This window comes from Enterobacter cloacae complex sp. P16RS2, assembly GCF_014982155.1.
In the GTDB taxonomy this organism is placed as follows: Bacteria; Pseudomonadota; Gammaproteobacteria; order Enterobacterales; family Enterobacteriaceae; genus Enterobacter; species Enterobacter cloacae_M.
Genome location: NZ_JADCKW010000026.1, coordinates 1 through 22,999, shown reverse-complemented (window position 1 = coordinate 22,999; position 22,999 = coordinate 1). Strand labels below are relative to the sequence as shown.

At 55.3% G+C, this 22,999-nt stretch carries 26 protein-coding genes and 1 tRNA gene; 15 read left to right on the top strand and 12 right to left on the bottom strand.

The window, feature by feature from the left end; all coding sequences use genetic code 11:
- Position 1 precedes the first annotated feature (1 nt).
- A complete protein-coding gene (gene epmA / locus INF68_RS16720) occupies positions 2–979 on the bottom strand; it encodes an elongation factor P--(R)-beta-lysine ligase (RefSeq protein WP_045404820.1) in 978 nt (325 codons plus the stop codon).
- 310 nt (positions 980–1,289) lie between these two features.
- Here epmA and frdA point away from each other — a divergent pair, with 310 nt between their 5' ends.
- Genes frdA through frdD form a run of 4 tightly spaced genes read left to right on the top strand, consistent with a single transcriptional unit; the run spans position 1,290 to position 4,583 of the window.
- Positions 1,290–3,080 (top strand): fumarate reductase (quinol) flavoprotein subunit, encoded by a 1,791-nt coding sequence (gene frdA, locus INF68_RS16715; protein WP_023310125.1) that lies wholly within the window; start codon positions 1,290–1,292, stop codon positions 3,078–3,080.
- Positions 3,073–3,807, top strand: a complete 735-nt coding sequence (locus INF68_RS16710; protein ID WP_126787398.1) for a succinate dehydrogenase/fumarate reductase iron-sulfur subunit — start codon at positions 3,073–3,075, stop codon at positions 3,805–3,807. Before frdA ends, INF68_RS16710 begins: the two co-directional genes overlap by 8 nt.
- A 10-nt stretch (positions 3,808–3,817) precedes the next feature.
- Complete coding sequence (gene frdC, locus INF68_RS16705; protein WP_023310123.1) at positions 3,818–4,213, top strand: fumarate reductase subunit FrdC; 396 nt, start codon at positions 3,818–3,820, stop codon at positions 4,211–4,213.
- Between the two features lie 10 nt (positions 4,214–4,223).
- The gene (gene frdD / locus INF68_RS16700; RefSeq protein WP_023310122.1) at positions 4,224–4,583 is read left to right on the top strand and encodes a fumarate reductase subunit FrdD; all 360 of its coding nucleotides are present in this window, start codon (positions 4,224–4,226) and stop codon (positions 4,581–4,583) included.
- 29 nt (positions 4,584–4,612) lie between these two features.
- Here the strand turns inward: frdD and ampR are convergent, their stop codons facing one another.
- The gene (ampR, locus tag INF68_RS16695; RefSeq protein ID WP_109845697.1) at positions 4,613–5,488 is read right to left on the bottom strand and encodes a LysR family transcriptional regulator AmpR; all 876 of its coding nucleotides are present in this window, start codon (positions 5,486–5,488) and stop codon (positions 4,613–4,615) included.
- A 132-nt stretch (positions 5,489–5,620) separates the two neighbouring features.
- Between ampR and blaACT the strand changes: the two genes are divergently transcribed.
- Complete coding sequence (blaACT, locus tag INF68_RS16690; RefSeq protein ID WP_032668292.1) at positions 5,621–6,763, top strand: ACT family cephalosporin-hydrolyzing class C beta-lactamase; 1,143 nt, start codon at positions 5,621–5,623, stop codon at positions 6,761–6,763.
- A 137-nt stretch (positions 6,764–6,900) separates the two neighbouring features.
- Complete coding sequence (locus INF68_RS16685; RefSeq protein ID WP_023310119.1) at positions 6,901–7,431, top strand: lipocalin family protein; 531 nt, start codon at positions 6,901–6,903, stop codon at positions 7,429–7,431.
- Here INF68_RS16685 and sugE read toward each other — a convergent pair.
- Entirely contained in the window at positions 7,428–7,745 is a 318-nt protein-coding gene (gene sugE, locus INF68_RS16680; protein ID WP_008502938.1) for a quaternary ammonium compound efflux SMR transporter SugE, read from the bottom strand. The genes INF68_RS16685 and sugE overlap by 4 nt on opposite strands.
- A 261-nt stretch (positions 7,746–8,006) precedes the next feature.
- On the opposite strand from sugE, the gene INF68_RS16675 reads away from it, so the two are divergent.
- Positions 8,007–8,606, top strand: coding sequence for a LuxR C-terminal-related transcriptional regulator (locus tag INF68_RS16675; protein WP_126787399.1), 600 nt, complete (start codon positions 8,007–8,009; stop codon positions 8,604–8,606).
- Between the two features lie 36 nt (positions 8,607–8,642).
- Here the strand turns inward: INF68_RS16675 and ecnB are convergent, their stop codons facing one another.
- The 3 genes from ecnB to efp all read right to left on the bottom strand — a co-directional run bounded on the left by ecnB (position 8,643) and on the right by efp (position 9,653).
- Positions 8,643–8,789 carry a lipoprotein toxin entericidin B gene (gene ecnB / locus INF68_RS16670; protein ID WP_003025482.1) on the bottom strand — a complete coding sequence of 49 codons (147 nt, stop codon included), beginning with the start codon at positions 8,787–8,789 and terminating at the stop codon, positions 8,643–8,645.
- 107 nt (positions 8,790–8,896) lie between these two features.
- Positions 8,897–9,028 (bottom strand): entericidin A/B family lipoprotein, encoded by a 132-nt coding sequence (locus INF68_RS16665; protein ID WP_024907352.1) that lies wholly within the window; start codon positions 9,026–9,028, stop codon positions 8,897–8,899.
- A gap of 58 nt (positions 9,029–9,086) precedes the next feature.
- Positions 9,087–9,653, bottom strand: coding sequence for an elongation factor P (gene efp / locus INF68_RS16660; RefSeq protein ID WP_008502940.1), 567 nt, complete (start codon positions 9,651–9,653; stop codon positions 9,087–9,089).
- Between the two features lie 40 nt (positions 9,654–9,693).
- Between efp and epmB the strand changes: the two genes are divergently transcribed.
- A complete protein-coding gene (gene epmB, locus INF68_RS16655; protein WP_109845695.1) occupies positions 9,694–10,722 on the top strand; it encodes an EF-P beta-lysylation protein EpmB in 1,029 nt (342 codons plus the stop codon).
- Positions 10,723–10,762: 40 nt separating this feature from the next.
- Here epmB and INF68_RS16650 read toward each other — a convergent pair whose 3' ends face one another.
- The 3 genes from INF68_RS16650 to INF68_RS16640 form a co-directional block, all read right to left on the bottom strand.
- Entirely contained in the window at positions 10,763–11,116 is a 354-nt protein-coding gene (locus tag INF68_RS16650; protein ID WP_023310115.1) for a DUF4156 domain-containing protein, read from the bottom strand.
- A 134-nt stretch (positions 11,117–11,250) separates the two neighbouring features.
- Positions 11,251–12,894 carry a chaperonin GroEL gene (groL, locus tag INF68_RS16645; RefSeq protein ID WP_023310114.1) on the bottom strand — a complete coding sequence of 548 codons (1,644 nt, stop codon included), beginning with the start codon at positions 12,892–12,894 and terminating at the stop codon, positions 11,251–11,253.
- 31 nt (positions 12,895–12,925) lie between these two features.
- The gene (locus tag INF68_RS16640; RefSeq protein ID WP_003855929.1) at positions 12,926–13,219 is read right to left on the bottom strand and encodes a co-chaperone GroES; all 294 of its coding nucleotides are present in this window, start codon (positions 13,217–13,219) and stop codon (positions 12,926–12,928) included.
- Positions 13,220–13,398: 179 nt separating this feature from the next.
- Between INF68_RS16640 and yjeH the strand changes: the two genes are divergently transcribed.
- A complete protein-coding gene (gene yjeH, locus INF68_RS16635; protein ID WP_126787400.1) occupies positions 13,399–14,649 on the top strand; it encodes an L-methionine/branched-chain amino acid transporter in 1,251 nt (416 codons plus the stop codon).
- Positions 14,650–14,673: 24 nt separating this feature from the next.
- Here the strand turns inward: yjeH and INF68_RS16630 are convergent, their stop codons facing one another.
- Positions 14,674–15,138, bottom strand: a complete 465-nt coding sequence (locus INF68_RS16630) for an FxsA family protein (protein WP_023616652.1) — start codon at positions 15,136–15,138, stop codon at positions 14,674–14,676.
- Positions 15,139–15,473: 335 nt separating this feature from the next.
- On the opposite strand from INF68_RS16630, the gene aspA reads away from it, so the two are divergent.
- The 5 genes from aspA to INF68_RS16605 all read left to right on the top strand — a co-directional run bounded on the left by aspA (position 15,474) and on the right by INF68_RS16605 (position 21,056).
- The gene (aspA, locus tag INF68_RS16625) at positions 15,474–16,910 is read left to right on the top strand and encodes an aspartate ammonia-lyase (protein WP_003855923.1); all 1,437 of its coding nucleotides are present in this window, start codon (positions 15,474–15,476) and stop codon (positions 16,908–16,910) included.
- A 115-nt stretch (positions 16,911–17,025) separates the two neighbouring features.
- Positions 17,026–18,327, top strand: coding sequence for an anaerobic C4-dicarboxylate transporter (locus tag INF68_RS16620; protein WP_023334226.1), 1,302 nt, complete (start codon positions 17,026–17,028; stop codon positions 18,325–18,327).
- 113 nt (positions 18,328–18,440) lie between these two features.
- Positions 18,441–18,764, top strand: coding sequence for a divalent cation tolerance protein CutA (cutA, locus tag INF68_RS16615; protein ID WP_014168278.1), 324 nt, complete (start codon positions 18,441–18,443; stop codon positions 18,762–18,764).
- The gene (locus tag INF68_RS16610) at positions 18,740–20,431 is read left to right on the top strand and encodes a protein-disulfide reductase DsbD (protein ID WP_126787401.1); all 1,692 of its coding nucleotides are present in this window, start codon (positions 18,740–18,742) and stop codon (positions 20,429–20,431) included. Before cutA ends, INF68_RS16610 begins: the two co-directional genes overlap by 25 nt.
- Positions 20,432–20,480: 49 nt before the next feature.
- A complete protein-coding gene (locus tag INF68_RS16605) occupies positions 20,481–21,056 on the top strand; it encodes a transcriptional regulator (RefSeq protein WP_045404825.1) in 576 nt (191 codons plus the stop codon).
- Here INF68_RS16605 and INF68_RS16600 read toward each other — a convergent pair.
- Together INF68_RS16600 and INF68_RS16595 are read right to left on the bottom strand one after the other, a co-directional pair.
- Complete coding sequence (locus tag INF68_RS16600) at positions 21,053–21,643, bottom strand: LysE family translocator (RefSeq protein ID WP_109845691.1); 591 nt, start codon at positions 21,641–21,643, stop codon at positions 21,053–21,055. The genes INF68_RS16605 and INF68_RS16600 overlap by 4 nt on opposite strands.
- 36 nt (positions 21,644–21,679) lie before the next feature.
- Complete coding sequence (locus INF68_RS16595) at positions 21,680–22,525, bottom strand: AraC family transcriptional regulator (protein WP_109845690.1); 846 nt, start codon at positions 22,523–22,525, stop codon at positions 21,680–21,682.
- A gap of 169 nt (positions 22,526–22,694) precedes the next feature.
- Here INF68_RS16595 and INF68_RS16590 point away from each other — a divergent pair.
- Positions 22,695–22,770: transfer RNA gene (locus INF68_RS16590), tRNA-Phe, on the top strand.
- Positions 22,771–22,999: the final 229 nt, after the last annotated feature.

Here is a 22,999-nt window from a genome sequence, read left to right as displayed (position 1 = left end):
GTCAGGCGCGATCTACGGTAAACGCAATCACATCGCCAAGCTGCTCTGCGCCCAGGGCCAGCATCACCAGACGGTCAACACCCAGCGCCACGCCGGAGCAATCCGGCAGACCTGCTTTTAATGCTTCAAGCAAATTAACATCAATAGGCTGCTGCGGCAGACCGCGCGCGGCGCGCTTGCGGTTATCCTGCTCGAAGCGCTGCTGCTGCTCGCGGGCATCCGTCAGTTCGTGGAAGCCGTTTGCCAGCTCGATGCCTTTGTAATAGACCTCAAAACGCTCTGCGACACGATGATCTTCGGTACTGATCTGCGCCAGCGACGCCTGGCTTGCCGGGAAGTGATAGACAAAGGTCGGACGATCCTTGCCAATCTGTGGTTCTACGCCGAAGGTGAACAGCAGCTGCAGCAGCGTGTCGCGATCCTCTTCGGTATCCGCCACGTTGCTGAGATCCAGTTTTGCCGCCACTTCGCGCAGCTGGGTTTTGTCCGCCGATAGCGGATCGATTTCCAGATGGCGCTGGAAAGCCTGCTGATAGGAGAGCGTTTCGGCTTCCGAGCATTCCAGGACCTGCTGCAGCAGATCGTCCACCTCATTCATCAGGCGGTACATATCATAATGCGGGCGGTACCACTCCAGCATGGTGAATTCCGGGTTGTGGTGACGCCCCATCTCTTCATTACGGAAGCTGCGGCACAGCTGATACACCGGACCACATCCCGCCGCCAGCAGGCGTTTCATGTGGTATTCCGGGCTGGTCATCAGATACAAATTCATGCCCTGAGAGTGGCCGGGGCCAACAAAACGGGTTTCAAACGGCACCAGATGAATATCCGTTACCGTTGCCTGACTCATGCACGGCGTTTCCACCTCCAGGACTCCGCGGTCGGCAAAGAAACGGCGGATCTCCGCCATAATTGCAGCGCGTTTTAACAGATTAGGGATGGATGCGCTCGGCTGCCAGGTGGCCGTTTCGCTCATGAGTTGTTCTCCGATTTCAGACAAGGGCACGAAGTCTACTCGTTAGCAGGGACAGAGACAAATTTTGCGCAGTAAAAAAGCGCATTTCATTTAGGTGAATTTTTTCGTGACGTATTTCATCAATCTTCATGATAAATCGCCGTACAGAACAGCAAAAAAATCGAACACGTCAAATTTCCCTGACATCTACACGGTTATACTGTTTTACCCATAAAGGAGCAGTGGAAACGCTTTCGCAATCGTCCTTTTGGACGGGTGAACTACCTTTAGTTTGTCGCGTTGCGAAATAACAAAAATCTGGAGGAATGTCGTGCAAACTTTTCAAGCCGATCTTGCCGTAATAGGCGCTGGCGGGGCTGGATTACGTGCTGCGATTGCTGCAGCACAAGCTAATCCCAACGCTAAAATCGCATTGATTTCAAAAGTCTATCCAATGCGTAGTCACACAGTGGCAGCAGAAGGAGGGTCCGCCGCCGTTGCGCAGGATCATGACAGCTTTGAATACCATTTCCACGACACGGTTGCAGGGGGCGATTGGCTTTGCGAACAGGATGTCGTTGACTACTTTGTGCATCATTGTCCCACGGAAATGACCCAGCTTGAACAGTGGGGATGTCCGTGGAGCCGCCGTCCGGACGGCAGCGTCAACGTTCGCCGCTTTGGCGGTATGAAGATTGAACGCACCTGGTTCGCCGCCGATAAAACCGGCTTCCACATGCTGCACACCCTGTTCCAGACCTCCCTCCAGTTCCCACAAATTCAGCGCTTCGATGAACATTTCGTCCTCGACATTCTGGTTGATGACGGGCAGGCGCGTGGCCTGGTGGCGATGAACATGATGGAAGGCACGCTCGTCCAGATCCGCGCCAACGCCGTAGTGATGGCGACGGGCGGTGCAGGTCGCGTTTATCGCTACAACACCAACGGCGGCATCGTCACCGGTGACGGCATGGGCATGGCGCTCGGCCACGGCGTACCGCTGCGCGATATGGAGTTCGTGCAGTATCACCCAACCGGTCTGCCGGGCTCCGGCATTCTGATGACGGAAGGCTGCCGCGGTGAAGGCGGTATTCTGGTCAATAAAAACGGCTATCGCTATCTGCAGGATTACGGCATGGGCCCGGAAACCCCGCTCGGCGAGCCGAAGAACAAATACATGGAACTCGGCCCGCGCGACAAAGTCTCTCAGGCCTTCTGGCACGAGTGGCGCAAAGGCAACACCATCTCCACGCCGCGCGGCGATGTGGTCTATCTCGACCTGCGTCACCTTGGCGAGAAGAAACTGCTGGAACGTCTGCCGTTCATCTGCGAGCTGGCGAAAGCCTACGTCGGCGTCGACCCGGTGAAAGAGCCGATTCCGGTGCGTCCAACCGCGCACTACACCATGGGCGGGATCGAAACCGACCAGCAGTGCGAAACCCGTATTAAAGGCCTGTTCGCCGTCGGCGAGTGTTCCTCCGTGGGTCTGCACGGCGCCAACCGTCTTGGGTCTAACTCGCTGGCAGAGCTGGTCGTCTTTGGCCGCATGGCGGGCGAGCGCGCGATGGAGCGGGCGGCTACAGCAGGCGAAGCCAACGGTGCCGCGCTGGATGCGCAGGTCGCAGACGTTGAAAAACGCCTGAAAGATCTGGTGAACCAGGAGGGTAACGAGAACTGGTCTAAGATCCGCGACGAGATGGGCCTGTCGATGGAAGAAGGCTGCGGTATTTACCGTACGCCAGAGCTAATGCAAAAAACCGTCGACAAGCTGGCGGAACTGCAGGAGCGCTTCAAGCGCGTGCGCATCACCGATACCTCAAGCGTATTCAACACCGACCTGCTCTACACCATCGAGCTGGGCCACGGCCTGAACGTCGCGGAATGTATGGCGCACTCTGCGCTGGCGCGTAAAGAGTCTCGTGGGGCCCACCAGCGTCTGGACGAAGGCTGTACCGAACGTGACGACGTCAATTTCCTGAAACACACTCTCGCCTGGCGCGATGCAGATGGCACCACACGTCTGGACTACAGCGACGTGAAAATCACCACGCTGCCGCCGGCTAAACGCGTGTACGGTGCAGAAGCAGAAGCCGCCGAGAAGAAGGAGAAGGCGAATGGCTGAGATGCAAAAAATGAAAGTTGAAGTGGTGCGCTACAATCCGGAAGTGGACGCCGCACCGCACAGCGCTTTCTATGAAGTCCCTTATGACGAGCAAACCTCCCTGCTGGATGCGCTCGGCTATATCAAAGACAACCTGGCGCCAGACCTGAGCTATCGCTGGTCCTGCCGCATGGCCATCTGCGGCTCCTGCGGCATGATGGTCAACAAGGTGCCGAAGCTGGCCTGTAAGACCTTTCTGCGCGAGTACAGCAAAGGCATTAAGGTCGAAGCGCTGGGCAACTTCCCGATTGAACGCGATCTGGTGGTCGATATGACCCACTTTATCGAAAGCCTGGAAGCCATTAAGCCGTACATCATCGGTAATCCGCGCACGCCGGATCAGGGGCCGAATACCCAGACGCCGGCGCAGATGGCGAAATACCATCAGTTCTCCGGCTGCATCAACTGCGGCCTGTGCTACGCCGCCTGTCCACAGTTTGGCCTGAACAAGGAGTTCATCGGCCCGGCCGCCATTACCCTGGCGCACCGCTATAACGAAGACAGCCGCGACCACGGTAAAAAAGAACGTATGGCGCAGCTTAACAGCCAGAACGGCGTCTGGAGCTGTACCTTTGTGGGTTATTGCTCCGAAGTTTGTCCGAAGCACGTCGACCCGGCCGCCGCAATTCAGCAGGGTAAAGTGGAAAGCTCGAAAGACTTTCTTATCGCTACCCTGAAACCACGCTAAGGAGTGCATGATGACGACTAAACGCAAAGCCTATGTGCGGCCTGTGCCGTCCACCTGGTGGAAAAACCTGCCGTTTTATCGCTTCTACATGCTGCGTGAAGGCACGGCGGTACCGGCGGTCTGGTTCAGCCTTGAACTGATGTACGGCGTTTTTGCCCTCAAACATGGCCCGGAAGCCTGGGCCAGCTTTGTCGGTTTCCTGCAAAACCCGATCGTTGTTGTTCTGAACCTGATCGTGCTCGCGGCCGCGCTGCTTCACACCAAAACCTGGTTTGAGCTCGCGCCAAAAGCGGCGAACATCATCGTAAAAGACGAGAAAATGGGGCCAGAGCCGGTGATTAAAGGGCTCTGGGCAGTGACGATTCTGGTCACTGTGGTCATTCTGTTTGTCGCATTGTTCTGGTAAGGAGACACCTGTGATCAATCCAAATCCAAAACGTTCTGACGAGCCGGTCTTCTGGGGCCTGTTTGGCGCAGGCGGCATGTGGAGTGCCATCATCGCTCCCGTCATCATCCTGCTGGTCGGCATTATGCTGCCGCTGGGGCTGTTCCCGGGCGATGCGCTGAGCTACGAACGCGTACTGGCGTTCGCGAGCAGCTTTATCGGCCGCGCGTTCATCTTCCTGATGATCGTCCTGCCGCTGTGGTGTGGCCTGCACCGTATTCACCATGCGATGCATGACCTGAAAATTCATGTACCGAGCGGGAAATGGGTGTTCTACGGTCTGGCGACCATCCTGACCGTGGTGACGCTGATTGCCGTGGTCACCATCTGACTCTTCTGGCCCGCCATCCGGCGGGCCTTTTATTTCTGCATCTTCCCCACCAGCCACTGGGCAAATTCGCGCATTGCGGGCGTTTCTGTCCGTGACTGTAGTCTTGTCAGCCAGTAGCTGCCGAGGTCAATCTGCGTGGCAAACGGCTGCACGATGCGCTCGCTGCTGAGTAAATGGGTAAACATGTCGACAGGCGCAATGGCAATCCCTACGCCTGCCTGCGCGGCTTCCAGCATGGTCACGGACGAATCAAACACCATCACCCGGTGCGTCGGCGAGGGAGAGTGTTCGCCCGCTGCCTGCATCCACGCAGCCCACTCGTCGCGCCGATAGGAGCGCAGCAGGGTAAACTTCAGGATATCTGCCGGGCTTTTGAGAACTGAGGCAATGTCGGGTGTACAGAGCGCAGACAGCGGCGCGGGGCAAAGGAATTCAGCATCGGTTCCATGCCACGCGCCGCCACCGTAGCGAATGGTGTAATCAAGCCCTTCAGCCGCCGGATCGACGCGATTGTTATGTGTGGAAAGCTGAAGATCAATATGCGGATAGCAGCGGCGAAAGTCCGCGAGCAGCGAGAATAAAACACCCGTGGCAAAAGTCCCTACCACACCTATTTTGAGCTTCTCCTGAGCGCGCTGGCTGGCAAAACGATCCAGCATGCCGGCGATGCGATCGAAGGAGTCATTCAGCACAGGCAGCAAATTCTCACCTTCGGTGGTCAACATCAGCCCTCGCGAAACGCGGACAAACAGCTGGCAATTAAGGTGCTGTTCCAGCGCCTTGACGTGCTGGCTAATCGCGGAATGGGTGACATTCAGCTCGATAGCGGCATGAGTAAAACTGAGATGCCTGGCGGCTGCTTCAAACGCCCGCAGGGAATTAAGAGGGAGATAGCTGCGCGTCATGGTCTCGCCCGTTAGAAAAATTAACAGCTAATGCTAAATTTAACCGTTTGTCAGCCATAGTCAAATCCAACAGACTACAGCGGTCTGACGGGCCCGGACACTCCCTTGAACTGCTATTATGGAAGATAAATGATGATGACTAAATCCCTTTGCTGCGCCCTGCTGCTCAGCACCTCCTGCTCGGTATTGGCTACCCCGATGTCAGAAAAACAGCTGGCTGAGGTGGTGGAACGGACCGTTACGCCGCTGATGAAAGCGCAGGCCATTCCGGGTATGGCGGTGGCGGTGATTTATGAGGGTCAGCCGCACTACTTCACCTTCGGTAAAGCCGATGTTGCGGCGAACAAACCCGTCACTCCACAAACCTTGTTCGAACTGGGTTCTATAAGTAAAACCTTCACCGGCGTACTCGGTGGCGATGCCATTGCTCGCGGTGAAATATCGCTGGGCGATCCGGTGACAAAATACTGGCCTGAGCTGACAGGCAAGCAGTGGCAGGGGATCCGCATGCTGGATCTGGCAACCTATACCGCAGGAGGTTTGCCGTTACAGGTACCGGATGAGGTCACGGATAACGCCTCTCTGTTGCGCTTTTATCAAAACTGGCAGCCGCAGTGGAAGCCGGGCACCACGCGTCTTTACGCCAATGCCAGCATCGGTCTTTTTGGCGCGCTGGCGGTCAAACCTTCCGGCATGAGCTATGAGCAGGCCATAACGACGCGGGTCTTTAAGCCGCTCAAGCTGGACCATACGTGGATTAACGTTCCGAAAGCGGAAGAGGCGCATTACGCCTGGGGATACCGCGACGGTAAAGCGGTACACGTTTCGCCAGGAATGCTGGACGCTGAAGCCTATGGCGTAAAAACCAACGTGCAGGATATGGCAAGCTGGGTGATGGTCAACATGAAGCCGGACTCCCTTCAGGATAATTCACTCAGGAAAGGCCTTACCCTGGCGCAGTCTCGCTACTGGCGCGTAGGGGCCATGTATCAGGGGTTAGGCTGGGAAATGCTTAACTGGCCGGTCGATGCCAAAACCGTGGTTGAAGGTAGCGACAATAAGGTGGCACTGGCACCGCTGCCTGCGAGAGAAGTGAATCCACCGGCGCCCCCGGTCAACGCATCCTGGGTCCATAAAACAGGCTCTACCGGCGGGTTTGGCAGCTACGTGGCATTTATTCCTGAAAAGCAGCTCGGTATTGTGATGCTGGCAAATAAAAGCTATCCGAACCCGGCACGCGTTGAGGCGGCATACCGTATTTTGAGCGCGCTGTAGTAACCATTGCCGGGTGGCGCTAACGCTTACCCGGCCTACAAAATCCACAGGGTGGCCACCCGGCGAAACACACAGCACAAAAACCACATTTTTCTTGCCGTCATCTACACTTAACAAAAAACAGTAAGGAAACTCCTATGCGCATTCTGCCTGTTATCGCCGCGGTGACAGCCGCGTTTTTAGTGGTTGCCTGCAGTTCCCCTACCCCACCTCCAGGCGTTACCGTCGTCTCGCCTTTTGATGCACAACGCTTCCTTGGAACATGGTATGAAATCGCGCGCCTCGACCATCGGTTTGAGCAGGGCTTAGAGAAGGTCACCGCGAATTACAGCCCGATGGATGATGGCGGTATTCAGGTGATCAACCGGGGCTATAATCCGGATCGGGAGATGTGGCAGCAGTCGATTGGGAAAGCGTACTTCACGGGCGACCCGCGACGGGCCGCGCTCAAAGTCTCTTTCTTCGGCCCGTTTTATGGCGGCTATAACGTGATCGCGCTCGACAGAGAGTACCGTCACGCGCTGGTCTGCGGGCCGGATCGCGACTATCTGTGGATACTTTCCCGCACGCCAACTATTTCGTCAGAAATGAAACAGCAGATGCTGGACGTCGCGACCCGGCAAGGGTTTGATGTATCAAAACTTATCTGGGTAAAACAACCCCATTAATGGGTACTGAGCTTCAGCCCAACGATCCCGGCCACAATCAAGGCGAGGCTGGCGATACGCGCCAGACTCGCTGACTCTCCCAGCAGCAGAATGCCGGTGATGGCGGCCCCCACCGCACCAATGCCCGTCCAGACGGCGTAAGCCGTTCCCACAGGCAGCGAGCGCATCGCCCAGGATAACAGGACAATACTCACGATCATCGCGGTGACGGTTATGACGCTGGGCGTCAGGCGGGTAAATCCGTGGGTGTACTTGAGACCAATTGCCCATACCACTTCGAGCAGGCCAGCAATAAAAAGAATAATCCAGGACATTTTAGGCTCCTTAACTTAATACAAGTTGGGGCCGTCCCCGGTGAAAGAAACGCTTACGGGTCGTCCCGTAAGGCAGAGATTACGTCCCATATTGTGGTTAGCGTGCTATTTTTTTTCAATCATTATTTGCTGAACACGTTAAGGCAAGAAATAGCCGCAGTATGGCGCGTAGTTCCGGCATTTAGCACTCATCCGACTTCTCTATGATGATGTGCTTTCTGATGGCAGGAAGCCAAACCACTAGCCGACTGCGAATAAAATATGTTCAAAATTCTTTTGATTGACCGTTGTCACTTCACCCGCACGGGGTTTGAAGCATGGCTCAATCATTCCGGTTTGTTCCCGGGACACTACGTTGTGACCGGGTTAAATAATCTGTTCCTTGCCAGGGAGCACATTCTGCAATGGAAACCCACGCTGGTTATCGCCGATCTTTACGGCTTCAGGCAGGATATTCATCATTTTCAGCAGCTCTCATCGTTGCTGAGCGCCAGTGAACGATTACCGTTTATTTTGCTGCAATCGGGAGAGGACCGCGGCATGACCGACTGGCTCGGACAGTTCCCTGTGTGGTCGTCGCTGTTGAAAAACGCCAGTCTCGAAGAAGTGGCAACGACGATCAACAACGTATTAATCTCACGCGCCAGCGCTGACAGGCCAACGGCGGCGGCCCCCTTGCTGACCCGACAGGAAGAGAAAGTGCTGACATTGTGGATGGACGGTGCGAGCAATCAAAAAATTGCCGCTCACCTGAGTATCAACGGAAAAACGGTGTATACCTATAAACGCAATATCCGCATGAAATTGCATATGGATACGCGTTTTTCTCCGTTCTTATCCCTGCAGGAATCAAAAAGCTGACGGTACGAAACCCGCTGGTCTCGTACCGTATGTTAATTACTGCTGAGCTTTGGTTGCCGCACCGGAGATTGCGCTACCACCTTCAGAAATGTCCTGACCGACGCCACGCGTGGTATTACAGGCAGTTAACACTGAAGAAAGTACCAGGACTGAAAAGATCGCTGCAATTGTTTTCTTAACCATAATATCTTCCTTTTATAGCCAAAGTTGTTTTGTGTATAGCAACTTAAGAATAGACAAGATCCCGCCGGTTGACGAAAAGGAAGCATTTTTAGGAAAATTAGACGAACTTAGCTAGCGGCGTGAGAAATGATATGACCGAGATCCTGGATATCTTGTCCCATCCCACGGGTGGTGTTACAGCCGGAAAGCAATGCGCTGGAAAGCGCTAAAAGAAGCAGAATTTTAACGGTACGTTTCATCATCCCTGCCTGCAAAAATCAGGCGCAGCGGGCGCTGCGCCTTCAATCATGACGTAAATTACTTCACGCGGGATACGTATTCGCCGGAGCGGGTATCCACTTTGATCACTTCGCCAGTCTGTACGAACAGTGGAACTTTAACCACTGCGCCGGTAGACAGTTTGGCTGGTTTACCACCGGTACCTGCGGTATCACCTTTCAGACCTGGATCGGTTTCAACGATTTCCAGTTCAACGAAGTTTGGTGGGGTGACAGCGATAGGCTGGCCGTTCCACAGGGTCACGATGCACTCAGCCTGATCCAGCAGCCATTTAGCGCTATCACCTACCGCTTTCTCATCAGCAGACAGCTGTTCGAAAGTGGAGTTGTTCATGAAATGCCAGAACTCACCGTCGTTGTACAGATAGGTCAGGTTCATATCAACAACATCAGCGCCTTCAGCGGAGTCAGTAGACTTGAAGGTTTTCTCAACACGGGTACCGGTCAGCAGACGGCGCAGCTTAACGCGTGCGAATGCCTGGCCTTTACCTGGTTTAACGAATTCGCTGGCTTCAACCGCGTACGGTTCGCCGTCCATCATGATTTTAAGACCAGCACGAAAATCGTTGCTATAGTACGTTGCCATAAGGCCCTCTAAATTTGTTAACTGGTAGCTAAGCCACAAAATGGCGCATATTGTAACCCTAAACACCCCGTCCAGAGAAGATTGGTTATCGCAACTTGCCGATGTAATCACCAGTCCTGATGAATTGCTGCGTCTTTTAGACCTCGATCAGCACCGAGAGTTGCTTGCAGGCCGCGAGGCAAAGCGCCTTTTCGCCCTGCGCGTTCCCCGTGCGTTTGTGGCGCGAATGGAGAAAGGCAACCCCGACGATCCACTTTTAAAACAAACGCTTACTTCGCAGGATGAGTTTATCACCGCGCCGGGATACAGCACCGATCCGCTGGAAGAGCAGAACAGCGTGGTGCCGGGTTTACTGCACAAGTATCTCAACCGCGCCCTGCTGCTGGTAAAAGGCGGCTGTGCGGTAAATTGTCGTTATTGCTTCCGTCGGCACTTCCCGTATGCCGAAAACCAGGGCAATAAACGCAACTGGCAGGTCGCGCTGGACTATATCGCCGCCCATCCGGAGCTGGATGAGATTATTTTTTCCGGCGGTGACCCGCTGATGGCAAAAGATCATGAGCTGGACTGGCTGCTAACCCAGCTTGAAGCCATTCCGCACGTCAAGCGCCTGCGTATTCACAGCCGTTTACCGATTGTCATTCCGGCACGTGTCACTGACGGCCTGGTGTCACGCCTGGAGCAGTCAAGATTGCAGGTGCTGCTGGTGAACCATATCAACCACGCGAACGAAATTGACGATGACTTTCGCGCGGCGATGGCGCGTCTGCGTAAAGCGGGCGTGACGCTGCTAAACCAGAGCGTGCTGCTGCGCGGCGTCAATGACAGCGCCCGCGTGCTGGCTGACCTGAGCAATGCCCTGTTTGATGCGGGCGTGATGCCCTATTACCTGCACGTGCTGGATCGCGTTCAGGGCGCGGCCCATTTCATGGTGACGGATGAAAAAGCCCGGCAGATTATGCGCGAACTGTTAACGCTGGTTTCAGGCTATATGGTGCCGAAGCTGGCACGCGAGATTGGAGGAGAGCCGAGCAAGACGCCGCTGGATTTGCAGCTGCGGCAGCGCTAGTTTCCCCTAACCCTCTCCCACAGGGAGAGGGAAAAGGCAATCAGTTTGGGCACTTGTAGACCTGGCCGTTCATCTGGCTGGCGGTCGGCACGAAGCTGGACAGCATGCTCTGCGTTGGGCTGCTCACACCGTAAATCACGTTACCGCCCATTGCCGCAGCCTGGTTACGCAGGGCATTCGCCGCACCGCGCATCGAGCCGCCTTCTTCGCCATGCTGCCCTGACATCCAGTTACTTTGCTCACCGGTTGCCGTGCCTAACAGCTGACATTCACTGCCAGGCTTATCTTCCACAAAGCGAACGCCCTGGCCCGCTGCCGACAGCTCATTGCTGGAGCTACAACCCGCCAGCAGCAATGCTGCCCCTACAATCCCTGCACAGACTTTTACGCGCATGTTATTCCTCGTTTTCAATAAGCTGGACAGTAGTTGTCCGTGTGTAAATCTTATACCTAAAAGATGACCAAAAGAAAAACCCCCGAGCATTTCTGCCCAGGGGTTTTTCACATTCTACGACGTAGAACGCACGATTACATCATGCCGCCCATACCGCCCATGCCGCCCATGCCAGCAGCACCTAAGTCAGGTGCATCGCCTTTAGGCAGGTCGGTTACCATGCACTCGGTGGTGATCATCAGGCCAGCGACAGATGCCGCGTACTGCAGAGCAGAACGGGTCACTTTAGTTGGGTCCAGGATACCGAAGTCGATCATGTTGCCGTATTCTTCAGTTGCTGCGTTGTAACCGTAGTTACCTTCGCCCGCTTTCACATTGTTCGCAACCACAGATGGCTCTTCACCGGCGTTAGAAACGATCTGACGCAGAGGGGCTTCCATTGCGCGCAGCGCAACTTTGATACCCACGTTCTGATCTTCGTTCTGTGCGGTCAGGCCTGCCAGTTTAGCGGCAACACGCACCAGCGCAACACCACCACCAGCAACCACGCCTTCTTCTACCGCAGCACGGGTCGCGTGCAGAGCATCGTCAACGCGTGCTTTTTTCTCTTTCATTTCAACTTCGGTAGCTGCACCGACTTTGATTACCGCAACGCCGCCTGCCAGTTTCGCTACGCGCTCCTGCAGTTTTTCACGGTCGTAATCGGAAGTCGCTTCTTCGATCTGCTTACGGATCTGACCCACGCGGCCCTGAATAGCGGCTTCTTCACCCACACCGTCGATGATGGTGGTGGTGTCTTTGTTGATCACAACGCGTTTCGCCTGGCCCAGGTCTTCCAGGGTCGCTTTTTCCAGCTCCATACCGATCTCTTCAGAGATCACGGTACCGCCAGTCAGGGTAGCGATATCCTGCAGCATCGCTTTACGGCGATCGCCGAAGCCAGGTGCTTTAACCGCAGCCACTTTCACGATGCCGCGCATGGTGTTAACCACCAGGGTCGCCAGCGCTTCGCCTTCAACGTCTTCAGCGATGATAACCAGAGGCTTGCCTGCTTTCGCAACGGCTTCCAGTACTGGCAGCATTTCGCGGATGTTGGAGATTTTCTTATCAGCCAGCAGGATGAATGGGCTTTCCAGCTCAACAGCGCCAGTTTCTGGCTTGTTGATGAAGTATGGGGACAGGTAACCGCGGTCGAACTGCATACCTTCTACCACGTCCAGTTCGTCTTCCAGACCGGTACCGTCTTCAACGGTGATTACGCCTTCTTTACCGACTTTGTCCATCGCTTCAGCGATCAGTTTACCTACGGTTTCGTCGGAGTTAGCGGAGATAGTACCAACCTGAGCAATGGCTTTAGAGTCAGAGCACGGTACGGACAGCGCTTTCAGTTCTTCAACAGCGGAGGCGACAGCTTTGTCGATACCACGTTTCAGATCCATTGGGTTCATGCCCGCAGCAACGGCTTTCAGACCTTCGGTGATGATCGCCTGCGCCAGAACGGTCGCGGTGGTGGTACCGTCACCTGCAGCGTCGTTCGCTTTAGAGGCAACTTCTTTCACCATCTGCGCACCCATGTTTTCGAACTTGTCTTCCAGCTCGATTTCACGTGCTACAGAAACACCATCTTTGGTGATGGTTGGCGCGCCGAAGGATTTATCCAGCACTACGTTGCGGCCTTTCGGGCCCAGGGTCACTTTAACTGCATCTGCCAGTACGTTTACGCCGCGGAGCATTTTTACACGAGCGTCGTTACCGAATTTTACGTCTTTAGCTGCCATGTTCTTATTTCCTCAAATTCTCGTGCGTAAATTACGCTTCAACAATTGCCAGAATGTCGCTCTCGGACATGATCAACACTTCTTCATTGTCGATCTTCTCGGATTTCACGCCGTAGCCATCGTTGAAAATTACGATGTCACCAACTTTAACGTCCAGCGGCTGCACAGTTCCGTTTTCCAGGATGCGGCCCTTACCGACAGCGATGATTTCGCCACGCGTTGATTTGGCTGCTGCAGAACCGGTCAGAACGATGCCGCCAGCAGACTTGGTTTCAACTTCTTTACGTTTGACGATCACACGATCATGTAACGGACGAATACTCATTGATAGCTCTCCTTTGAGAAAGTCATTATCAGTTATGGATGACGCCGGCCCGCATGCGGTTTTCCGACTAGTGCCCTGAGAGATGGGGATAGCTTTTTCCCCCTTCAAGGGGGAGTCGAAAAAAAAATTTGCGAAAGTGTTACCATCGCCTCTCTTTTGGTACTGGCAGGGCGATGTCAATGAGTGGACTCAAGCAGGAGCTGGGGCTGGCGCAGGGCGTCGGACTGCTCTCAACCTCCTTGTTAGGTACGGGCGTGTTTGCCGTACCCGCACTGGCGGCGCTGGTGGCTGGAAATAACAGCCTGTGGGCGTGGCCGGCGCTGATTGTATTGGTTTTCCCGATAGCCATTGTGTTTGCCATCCTGGGGCGGCATTTCCCCAGCGCGGGCGGCGTGGCGCACTTTGTCGGACTGGCCTTTGGCCCGCGGCTGCAGCGTGTCACCGGCTGGCTGTTTCTCTCCGTCATTCCGGTTGGCCTACCTGCGGCGTTGCATATTGCGACCGGCTTTAGTCAGGCGCTTTTTGGCTGGCATAACGAGCAGTTATTGCTGGCCGAACTGGGTACGCTGGCGATCGTCTGGTGGGTGGGATCTCGCGGCGCCAGCTCCAGCGCCAACCTGCAGACGCTGGTTGCGGTGCTGATCGTCGCGCTCGTTGTCGCAATCTGGTGGGCGGGCGATATCACAATAAAGGAAATTCCCTTCCCGGCGCTGACCGACGTCGACCATTCCGAGCTTTTCGCCGCGCTCTCCGTCATGTTCTGGTGTTTTGTCGGCCTGGAAGCCTTTGCCCATCTGGCCTCTGAATTTAAGCAGCCTGAACGCGATTTCCCCCGCGCGCTGATGATAGGCCTGCTGCTTGCTGGCACGGTCTATTGGGCGTGTACCGTGCTGGTCTTACACTTCCACGCGTTCGGAGCGGATCTCGCCGCCGCGGCATCGCTGCCGGGTATCGTGGTGGAATTGTTCGGCGTGAAGGCGCTATGGATCGCCTGCGTCATCGGCTATCTCGCCTGTTTTGCCAGCCTCAATATTTATATCCAGAGCTTTGCCCGGCTGGTGTGGTCGCAGGCGCTCGACAAACCTGAGAATCGCCTCGCGCGCCTGTCTAAACGCCAGCTTCCGCTGAATGCCCTGAATGCCGTACTGGGCTGCTGCGTGGTAAGCACGCTGTGTATTTACGCACTGAAGATTAATCTGGACGCGCTGATCGTCTACGCCAACGGCATTTTCATCATGATCTACCTGCTGTGCATGCTGGCGGGATGTCGTTTGCTGAAAGGTCGCTATAAAGCTCTGGCGGTCGTCGGGGGTTTGCTTTGCCTGCTGTTGCTGGCGATGGTGGGATGGAAGAGTCTGTACGCGATTGTCATGCTGACAGGGCTATGGGTATTTTTGCCGAAGCGCGGTGCGCTCCCGGAGGCCCGGTAGGCGAAGCGCCACCGGGCAAAAACATTACCGATCGTCTTTATGGTCTAAACGGTCGTGCTGTTCATCCTTACGCTGATACTCCCCTTCGAAAGTATCGCCCGGCCCGGTGCTAAATCCGCCCCCCGGCATTCGGCTAAAGCGCAGATGCGGCAGCAGCTTCATGGTCAGGTGTTTTTGCACCGGCGGCAGAAGCAGCAGCAGGCCGAGGAAGTCAGTGAAGAACCCCGGCAGGATCAGCAGCAGCCCCGCAATAATCAATGACACGCTTTTGATCATCTCTTCCGCCGGGCTTTCCCCTGCGGCCATCTTCTGCTGCATTATCAGGAAATTTTTGAAACCCTGATTACGCACCAGCGACATGCCGATGACGGAGGTGAAAATCACCAGAATCAGCGTCAGCAGGACGCCCAGCACATGGGCAACCTGGATGAAAATGGAAATCTCAATGTAAACATAGAGAAAGAAAGCAATAAACGGTATCCAGCGCACTGGCATCTCCTGTGTGGCAGAGGCCATCGGGCCCCTGTCTGAATGTGTTCGCGACGCGCGTTTGTATGAGATGGTGACGGTTAGCGAAAATTCAATCAGTTTGCACGGATATTTTTTTTGGAAATTTTAAAGCGGTGACCCATTTCACAGATTAATAATTATCATGGAATCGGCTCGATAATAAGTGATCCAGCTTACGGCAATTCGCTATCATCAGCATATGATCTCGAACATCTGGCTGATTGAGGGAATAATCGTCGGTCAGAAAATATTCAAAACCACATAAATACTGTGTGTTTAGTACAATCCATCGGCAGCTTGAAAAGAAGGTTCACATGTTAAACAACATTCGTATCGAAGAAGACTTGTTGGGTACCAGGGAAGTTCCAGCGGATGCCTACTACGGTGTCCACACTCTGAGAGCGATTGAAAACTTCTACATCAGCAACAGCAAAATCAGCGACATCCCTGAGTTTGTCCGTGGCATGGTGATGGTGAAGAAAGCCGCAGCACTGGCCAACAAAGAGCTGCAAACCATTCCTAAAAGCGCGGCAAATGCGATTATCGCAGCCTGCGATGAAGTGCTGAACAACGGCAAATGCATGGACCAGTTCCCGGTTGACGTCTATCAGGGCGGCGCGGGCACCTCCGTCAACATGAATACCAACGAAGTACTGGCAAACATTGGCCTGGAGCTGATGGGTCACCAGAAAGGTGAATACCAGTACCTGAACCCGAACGATCACGTAAACAAATGCCAGTCTACCAACGACGCCTACCCTACCGGCTTCCGTATCGCGGTGTATGCCTCTGTGGTGAAACTGGTGGATGCGATCAACCAGCTGGGTGATGGCTTCCAGCGTAAAGCGGTTGAGTTCCAGGACATCCTGAAAATGGGTCGTACCCAGCTGCAGGACGCGGTGCCGATGACCCTCGGCCAGGAATTCCACGCGTTTAACGTACTGCTGAACGAAGAGACCAAAAACCTGCTGCGCACCTCCGAGCTGCTGCTGGAAGTGAACCTGGGCGCCACCGCCATCGGTACCCGTCTGAACACCCCGGATGGCTATCAGCAGCTGGCGGTACAGAAGCTGGCTGAAGTCTCTAACCTGCCGGTTGTGCCTGCAGAAGACCTGATTGAAGCCACCTCCGACTGCGGCGCCTACGTCATGGTACACAGCGCCCTGAAACGTCTGGCGGTGAAACTGTCCAAAATCTGTAACGACCTGCGCCTGCTCTCTTCCGGTCCGCGCGCTGGCCTGAATGAAATTAACCTGCCAGAGCTGCAGGCCGGTTCATCCATCATGCCAGCCAAGGTGAACCCGGTGGTTCCAGAAGTGGTGAACCAGGTTTGCTTCAAAGTCATCGGTAACGATACGACCGTGACCATGGCCTCTGAAGCGGGTCAGCTGCAGTTGAACGTGATGGAGCCAGTGATTGGCCAGGCGATGTTTGAATCCATCCACATCCTGACCAACGCCTGCTACAACCTGCTGGAAAAATGCATTAACGGCATAACGGCGAATAAAGAAGTCTGTGAGGGTTATGTCTACAACTCCATCGGGATCGTCACCTACCTCAACCCGTTCATCGGTCACCACAACGGTGATATCGTCGGTAAGATTTGCGCCGAAACCGGTAAGAGCGTACGTGAAGTGGTGCTGGAGCGCGGGCTGTTGACCGAAGCTGAGCTGGACGATATCTTCTCGGCCCAGAACCTGATGCACCCGGCATATAAAGCGAAACGATATACCGATGAAAGCGAACAGTAACCGTTCTGGCTAGGCTTCTTAAGGCACGTCACTTGTGACGTGCCTTTTTTCTTTTTAGGCGTTACCTAAATACAACAATTCAATATCAACTTGTTAATAAGCAAGGCAGGTCCTTATGTTTGGAGCAGAACTCGTCATCGTCTTGTTGGCGATTTATTTGGGAGCAAGACTCGGGGGTATCGGCATCGGTTTTGCCGGCGGTCTCGGGGTGCTCGTTCTTACCCTTATCTTTCAGATTAAACCCGGCGCAATCCCGTTCGACGTTATCGAAATCATCATGGCAGTTATTGCCGCTATCGCCGCCATGCAGGTGGCAGGCGGTATGGACTACCTGGTAAGCCTGGCGGAGCGTATGCTGCGCCGCCATCCAAAATACATTACCTTCCTTGCCCCGCTGGTGACCTGGTTTATGACCATTCTCGCCGGTACGGGCCACACCGCCTTCTCTACGCTGCCGGTGATTACCGAAGTGGCGAAAGAGCAGGGTATCCGTCCGTCTCGTCCGCTCTCTATTGCCGTCGTCGCGTCCCAGATTGCGATTACCGCCTCACCGATTTCCGCTGCGGTGGTCTTCTTCGCCGGTATCCTTGAGCCGATGGGCGTGAGCTACCTGACGCTGCTGGCGATCTGTATCCCGGTGACGCTGATCGCGGTGATGATCACTGCCGTGCTGTGTAACTTCCTCGGCGCCGAACTGAAAGACGATCCGGTTTACCAGGAACGCCTTGCCAAGGGTGAAGTGAGGCTGCGCGGCAGCCAGGTCTTCGAGCTGAAGCCGCACGCAAAACGTTCCGTGCTGCTGTTTCTGATCGGTATTGTCGCGGTGATGTTCTACGCGACCGCCATCAGCGACACCGTGGGCCTGATCCAGAACCCGGTCCTGCCGCGTAACGAAGCGATTGTGGTGTTTATGCTGACCATCGCGACGCTGATTAGCATCACCTGTAAAATCGACACCAGCGAAGTGCTGAACGCCAGCACCTTCAAATCCGGTATGAGCGCCTGCGTGTGCGTCCTCGGCGTAGCCTGGCTTGGTGATACCTTCGTGAAAGCGCACATCAGCGACATTCAGACCGTAGCAGGCGACCTGCTGCACAACTACCCGTGGCTGCTGGCGGTGGTGCTGTTCTTTGCCGCTACCCTGCTTTACTCCCAGGCGGCGACCACAAAAGCGTTGATGCCTGCGGCACTGATGCTGGGCGTTACGCCACTGACGGCGATTGCCTCTTTCGCGGCGGTTTCCGCCCTGTTCGTTCTGCCAACCTACCCAACCCTGCTGGCGGCGGTGGAGATGGATGACACCGGCTCAACACGTATCGGTAAGTATGTGTTTAACCACGCGTTCCTGATTCCGGGCGTGGTCGCCATTTCACTTTGCGTGATCCTCGGCTTTATCATTGGCGGCGTGGTGCTGTAAACGGTGAGTGGTTGTAAAAATAGTTAAAATCGGGCCGCTCTGCGGCCCGTTTCATTAATGACCAACCGCCTTGCGTGATATAGTGAAGCCTTTCGTGATGAGGAGGTCGACTTGTGAACACGCCTGATGCTGTTGTCGTACTGTGCACCGCTCCTGATGAAGCCTCTGCCCAGGATCTCGCCGCCAAAGTGCTGGCCGAAAAACTGGCTGCCTGCGTGACGCTCCTCCCCGGTGCCACTTCCCTGTATTACTGGGAAGGCAAGCTGGAGCAAGAGTACGAAGTCCAGATGTTGCTCAAAACCAATCTGGCGAATCAGCAGGCACTCCTGGACTGCCTCAAATCTCATCATCCATACCAAACCCCGGAGCTGCTGGTATTGCCAGTGGTTCATGGCGATAACGACTATCTCTCATGGCTCAACGCTTCCTTACGCTGATCCTGCTGCTGTGCAGCACGTCAGCTTTTGCCGGGTTATTTGACGCGCCCGGCCGTTCGAACTTTATTCCTGCCGACCAGGCGTTTGTTTTCGATTTTCAGCAGAACCAGCACGATCTGACGCTCACCTGGCAGGTGAAAGAGGGCTATTACCTCTATCGCAAACAGGTGAGCATTACCCCTGCCCAGGCAAACGTGGGCGCATTACGGCTGCCCGCTGGCGAGTGGCATGAGGACGAGTTCTACGGTAAGAGTGAAATCTACCGCCAGCGCCTGAGCGTGCCCGTTACGGTGAATCAGGCGGATAAAGGCGCGACGCTGACGGTGACCTATCAGGGATGCGCGGACGCGGGATTCTGCTATCCGCCGGAAACGAAAGTCGTGCCGCTTAGCGAAGTGAAAGCGACTGCTGCTGTAACGCCGGCCCCAGCGGTTGAGAAAGCCAACGACAGCGCTGACCTTCCGTTCTCAGCGTTGTGGGCTTTACTGATTGGTATCGGTATTGCCTTTACGCCGTGCGTGTTGCCGATGTATCCGCTCATCTCTGGCATCGTGCTGGGCGGCAAACAGCGTCTTTCTACCGCCCGCGCGCTGCTGCTGGCTTTTATATACGTGCAGGGAATGGCGCTAACCTACACGGCGCTCGGCCTCGTGGTTGCCGCTGCCGGGTTACAGTTCCAGGCCGCACTGCAGCATCCTTACGTCCTTATTGGCCTGTCGGCGGTCTTCATCCTGCTGGCACTGTCGATGTTCGGCCTGTTTACCCTGCAGCTACCGTCGGCTTTGCAGACTCGCTTAACGCTGATGAGCAACCGCCAGCAGGGCGGCTCCGCAGGCGGCGTGTTCGCGATGGGTGCCATTGCTGGGCTGATATGCTCTCCCTGCACCACCGCGCCGCTGAGCGCCATCCTGCTCTATATCGCCCAGAGCGGTAACATGTGGCTCGGCGGCGGAACGTTGTACCTGTATGCCCTGGGCATGGGCCTGCCGCTGATTCTGGTCACGGTTTTCGGTAATCGACTTCTGCCGAAGAGCGGCCCGTGGATGGAGACGGTGAAAACCGCATTTGGCTTTGTCATCCTCGCGCTGCCGGTGTTCCTCCTTGAGCGTATTATCGGCGACGCCTGGGGTTTGCGCCTGTGGGCGATGCTCGGCGTAGCGTTCTTTACATGGGCGTTTATCGTCAGCCTGGAGGCGAAGAAGCCATGGATGCGCCTGGTGCAAATCCTGCTGCTGGCTGCCGCGCTGGTGAGCGTACGCCCTCTGCAGGACTGGGCGTTCGGCACACCGGTGGGTCAGACGCAAGCGCATCTGAACTTCACCCAGATTAAAAACGTGGATGAACTTAACAGCGCCCTGGCAGAGGCGAAAGGCAAACCGGTGATGCTCGATCTCTATGCCGACTGGTGTGTCGCCTGCAAAGAGTTTGAAAAATATACTTTTAGCGATCCACAGGTGCAAAGCGCCCTGAAAGAGACCGTTTTGCTCCAGGCTAACGTGACCGCCAATAATGCGCAGGATAAGGCTCTGCTGAAGCAGCTTAACGTACTCGGGCTGCCAACCATTCTGTTCTTCAATCAACAGGGCCATGAGCAGCAAGGGCAGCGTGTAACCGGGTTTATGGATGCTGCGGCATTTAGCGCGCATTTGCGCAATCGCCAACTGTAAACAACACTTTAAACGGGACAAACCGTTGGGAATAGCGGAGGAGATAACCGTGCAACGTGAAGACGTACTGGGACAAGTCCTGCAACTACTTGAGATTCAAGGGATCGCCAGCACCACGCTTGAGATGGTAGCCGACCGTATCGATTATCCTCTGGATGAACTTAAGCGCTTCTGGCCGGATAAAGAGGCGCTACTCTATGATGCCCTGCGCTATCTCAGCCAGCAGGTTGATATCTGGCGCAGGCAACTGATGCTGAATGAAGAACTGACCGCGGAGCAAAAGCTGCTGGCGCGCTATACCGCGCTGACCGAATGCGTCAGCAACAACCGCTACCCGGGTTGCCTGTTCATCGCCGCCTGCACTTATTTTCCCGACCCAGGCCATCCTATCCACCAATTGGCGGAGCAGCAAAAACGGGCGGCGCATGACTTCACCCACGAGCTGCTGACCACGCTGGAAGTCGATGACCCTGCGATGGTGGCTAAACAGATGGAGCTGGTGCTGGAAGGTTGCCTCAGCCGCATGCTGGTGAACCGTAGCCAGGCAGATGTGGACACGGCGCACCGCCTGGCGGAAGATATTCTACGCTTTGCCCAATGCAGAATGGGTGGAGCGCTGACCTAAGCCAGCATTCCCGCCCAGGCGGAGATGAGCAGACACAGCGCCATCAGGCGCTGAAACCGCACCATCGCCACGGTGGTGCGAAAAATTCGGTTCACCGCTTTACCCAACCACGCCCAGCACATCAAACAGGCTATCGAGATCAGCAGAAACCATACCGCCATTAGCGCAATATCCCGCAATGCATGGTCGCCAGCAGGGGCAAACAGACTGACGACGGCCAGCGCCATCATCCAGGTTTTGGGGTTCACGATCTGCAGCAGCGCCGCCGCCCGAGCGGTGAATCGGATACGGTGCTCAGCGGAGAGACGGGCAGCCGGGGCGCGAAACAGCTGCCAGCTCATCCAGCTTAGCCACAGCACGCCTGCCCAGCTCATTATCTGACGTATCAGAGGGTACTGACGCAGCGCTTCCCCCGCGCCCGCGCCGGATACCAGCACGATCGCACTGGCCGCGATACACCCGCCCAGAATAGCAGGTACGGTATTTTTTACGCCAAAGTGCTGGCTGTTCGTCAGCACGAGAATATTGGTCGGCCCCGGCGTAATGGAGGCGACAAATGCGAACAACAGAAAGGGTATCAAACTCACAGGTGGCTCCTTTTTATTAGAGCCATGAATGTGCCGTTATTTTTTGGAAACGTCTGGAAGGTTTGTGCACAACCGTCGGTAGTGTGCAGGAGAGATGCGGTAAGCACGCTGAAACCAACGCCCCAGATGGCTTTGATCGGCAAATCCCACTGCGGCAGCCACATCAACGGGCTGGTCACCGCGCGCCAGCAGCTGTCGGGCCTTTGCCAGACGAAGCTGAATAAGCCATGCGTGTGGCGCCAGGTTGAACTCGCGCTTAAAACAGCGCGTCAGGGTAAAGCGATCCGTGCCCGTCTCGCGCGCAAGATCTGACAGCCCCACGTTCTCACCGATATGGGCATAGAGATAGTCGCGCGCACGATGCGCCACGGCAGCGCTTTGTAACTGCGACGGCAGTTTCTTACGCCAGTGGCAGTGGGCGGTGATCCGGGAGAGCAGATTATCCATTGTGCTCTGCTGAACGATTTTTATCTCGTCATTATGCAGTGTGGCGAATGTCTCACCGATAGCGCGCACCAGCTGCGGCTCCCGCGTCAGCGTTTGGGCAAAGTGGAGTGAATAACTCCCTGGAGTAGATTCGTAAAGCCCTTGTAGTGCACGGGTAAGCCAGCGCTCATCAAGATAGAAGGTCAAATAGGTAAAGCCGCCCTCTACAGGCGCATCACCGTCGTGGATCTCGCCAGGCTCAAGGAGAAATGCGTCGCCCGGCTGGCTACGATGACGCTCGCGGCGGCAGTGAAACTGCTGCGTGCCAGAGAGGGTTATCCCAACCAGATAGCTATCGTGCCAGTGCGGATCAAAGGCATGCCCTTCGAAATGCGCTTTAATCGTCTCAATACCCGTATCTGCATGCTGACGCAGTTCAAGCCAGTCATTTGCCATACTGCCCTCCTCTTGCTGTCAGCATTGCCGTATTACACTGGTTATGTCTGGAAGATTTGTGCATTTTCACGGCGAAAGCGGACAGATTGCCGCAAACTTAAGCAGTTGAACAGCTTTTCCCGAAATAATGTTGACGATCGAGCGTGATTGCGGTTTAATGCGCTCCGTTGCCCGGATAGCTCAGTCGGTAGAGCAGGGGATTGAAAATCCCCGTGTCCTTGGTTCGATTCCGAGTCCGGGCACCACTATTTAAAGAACCCAGCCTATGGCTGGGTTTTTGCTTTTCTGCGTTTATAAACCCCTTCTTTGTATTCCTGTTTCTCATTGCCGTGGGATCGTGCGTCTGCGTTGCCGGATGGCGGCTTTGCCTTTTTCGGTCTACTGAGCCCGCAGGCCCGGCAAGCACAGCGCCAACGGACTTTTCTGCGCACAAAGCAAAAAACCCCGCACCTTTCGGTACGGGGTTCTTCTAAT

Excerpts from the sequence above, each read along its gene's own strand:
- epmA (WP_045404820.1), bottom strand. The coding sequence starts at position 979 with ATGAGCGAAACGGCCACCTGGCAGCCGAGCGCATCCATCCCTAATCTG.
- INF68_RS16710 (WP_126787398.1), top strand. The coding sequence starts at position 3,073 with ATGGCTGAGATGCAAAAAATGAAAGTTGAAGTGGTGCGCTACAATCCG.
- frdC (WP_023310123.1), top strand. The coding sequence starts at position 3,818 with ATGACGACTAAACGCAAAGCCTATGTGCGGCCTGTGCCGTCCACCTGG.
- ampR (WP_109845697.1), bottom strand. The coding sequence starts at position 5,488 with ATGACGCGCAGCTATCTCCCTCTTAATTCCCTGCGGGCGTTTGAAGCA.
- blaACT (WP_032668292.1), top strand. The coding sequence starts at position 5,621 with ATGATGACTAAATCCCTTTGCTGCGCCCTGCTGCTCAGCACCTCCTGC.
- INF68_RS16685 (WP_023310119.1), top strand. The coding sequence starts at position 6,901 with ATGCGCATTCTGCCTGTTATCGCCGCGGTGACAGCCGCGTTTTTAGTG.
- sugE (WP_008502938.1), bottom strand. The coding sequence starts at position 7,745 with ATGTCCTGGATTATTCTTTTTATTGCTGGCCTGCTCGAAGTGGTATGG.
- INF68_RS16675 (WP_126787399.1), top strand. The coding sequence starts at position 8,007 with ATGTTCAAAATTCTTTTGATTGACCGTTGTCACTTCACCCGCACGGGG.
- ecnB (WP_003025482.1), bottom strand. The coding sequence starts at position 8,789 with ATGGTTAAGAAAACAATTGCAGCGATCTTTTCAGTCCTGGTACTTTCT.
- INF68_RS16665 (WP_024907352.1), bottom strand. The coding sequence starts at position 9,028 with ATGAAACGTACCGTTAAAATTCTGCTTCTTTTAGCGCTTTCCAGCGCA.
- efp (WP_008502940.1), bottom strand. The coding sequence starts at position 9,653 with ATGGCAACGTACTATAGCAACGATTTTCGTGCTGGTCTTAAAATCATG.
- epmB (WP_109845695.1), top strand. The coding sequence starts at position 9,694 with ATGGCGCATATTGTAACCCTAAACACCCCGTCCAGAGAAGATTGGTTA.
- INF68_RS16650 (WP_023310115.1), bottom strand. The coding sequence starts at position 11,116 with ATGCGCGTAAAAGTCTGTGCAGGGATTGTAGGGGCAGCATTGCTGCTG.
- groL (WP_023310114.1), bottom strand. The coding sequence starts at position 12,894 with ATGGCAGCTAAAGACGTAAAATTCGGTAACGACGCTCGTGTAAAAATG.
- INF68_RS16640 (WP_003855929.1), bottom strand. The coding sequence starts at position 13,219 with ATGAGTATTCGTCCGTTACATGATCGTGTGATCGTCAAACGTAAAGAA.
- yjeH (WP_126787400.1), top strand. The coding sequence starts at position 13,399 with ATGAGTGGACTCAAGCAGGAGCTGGGGCTGGCGCAGGGCGTCGGACTG.
- aspA (WP_003855923.1), top strand. The coding sequence starts at position 15,474 with ATGTTAAACAACATTCGTATCGAAGAAGACTTGTTGGGTACCAGGGAA.
- INF68_RS16620 (WP_023334226.1), top strand. The coding sequence starts at position 17,026 with ATGTTTGGAGCAGAACTCGTCATCGTCTTGTTGGCGATTTATTTGGGA.
- INF68_RS16610 (WP_126787401.1), top strand. The coding sequence starts at position 18,740 with ATGGCTCAACGCTTCCTTACGCTGATCCTGCTGCTGTGCAGCACGTCA.
- INF68_RS16595 (WP_109845690.1), bottom strand. The coding sequence starts at position 22,525 with ATGGCAAATGACTGGCTTGAACTGCGTCAGCATGCAGATACGGGTATT.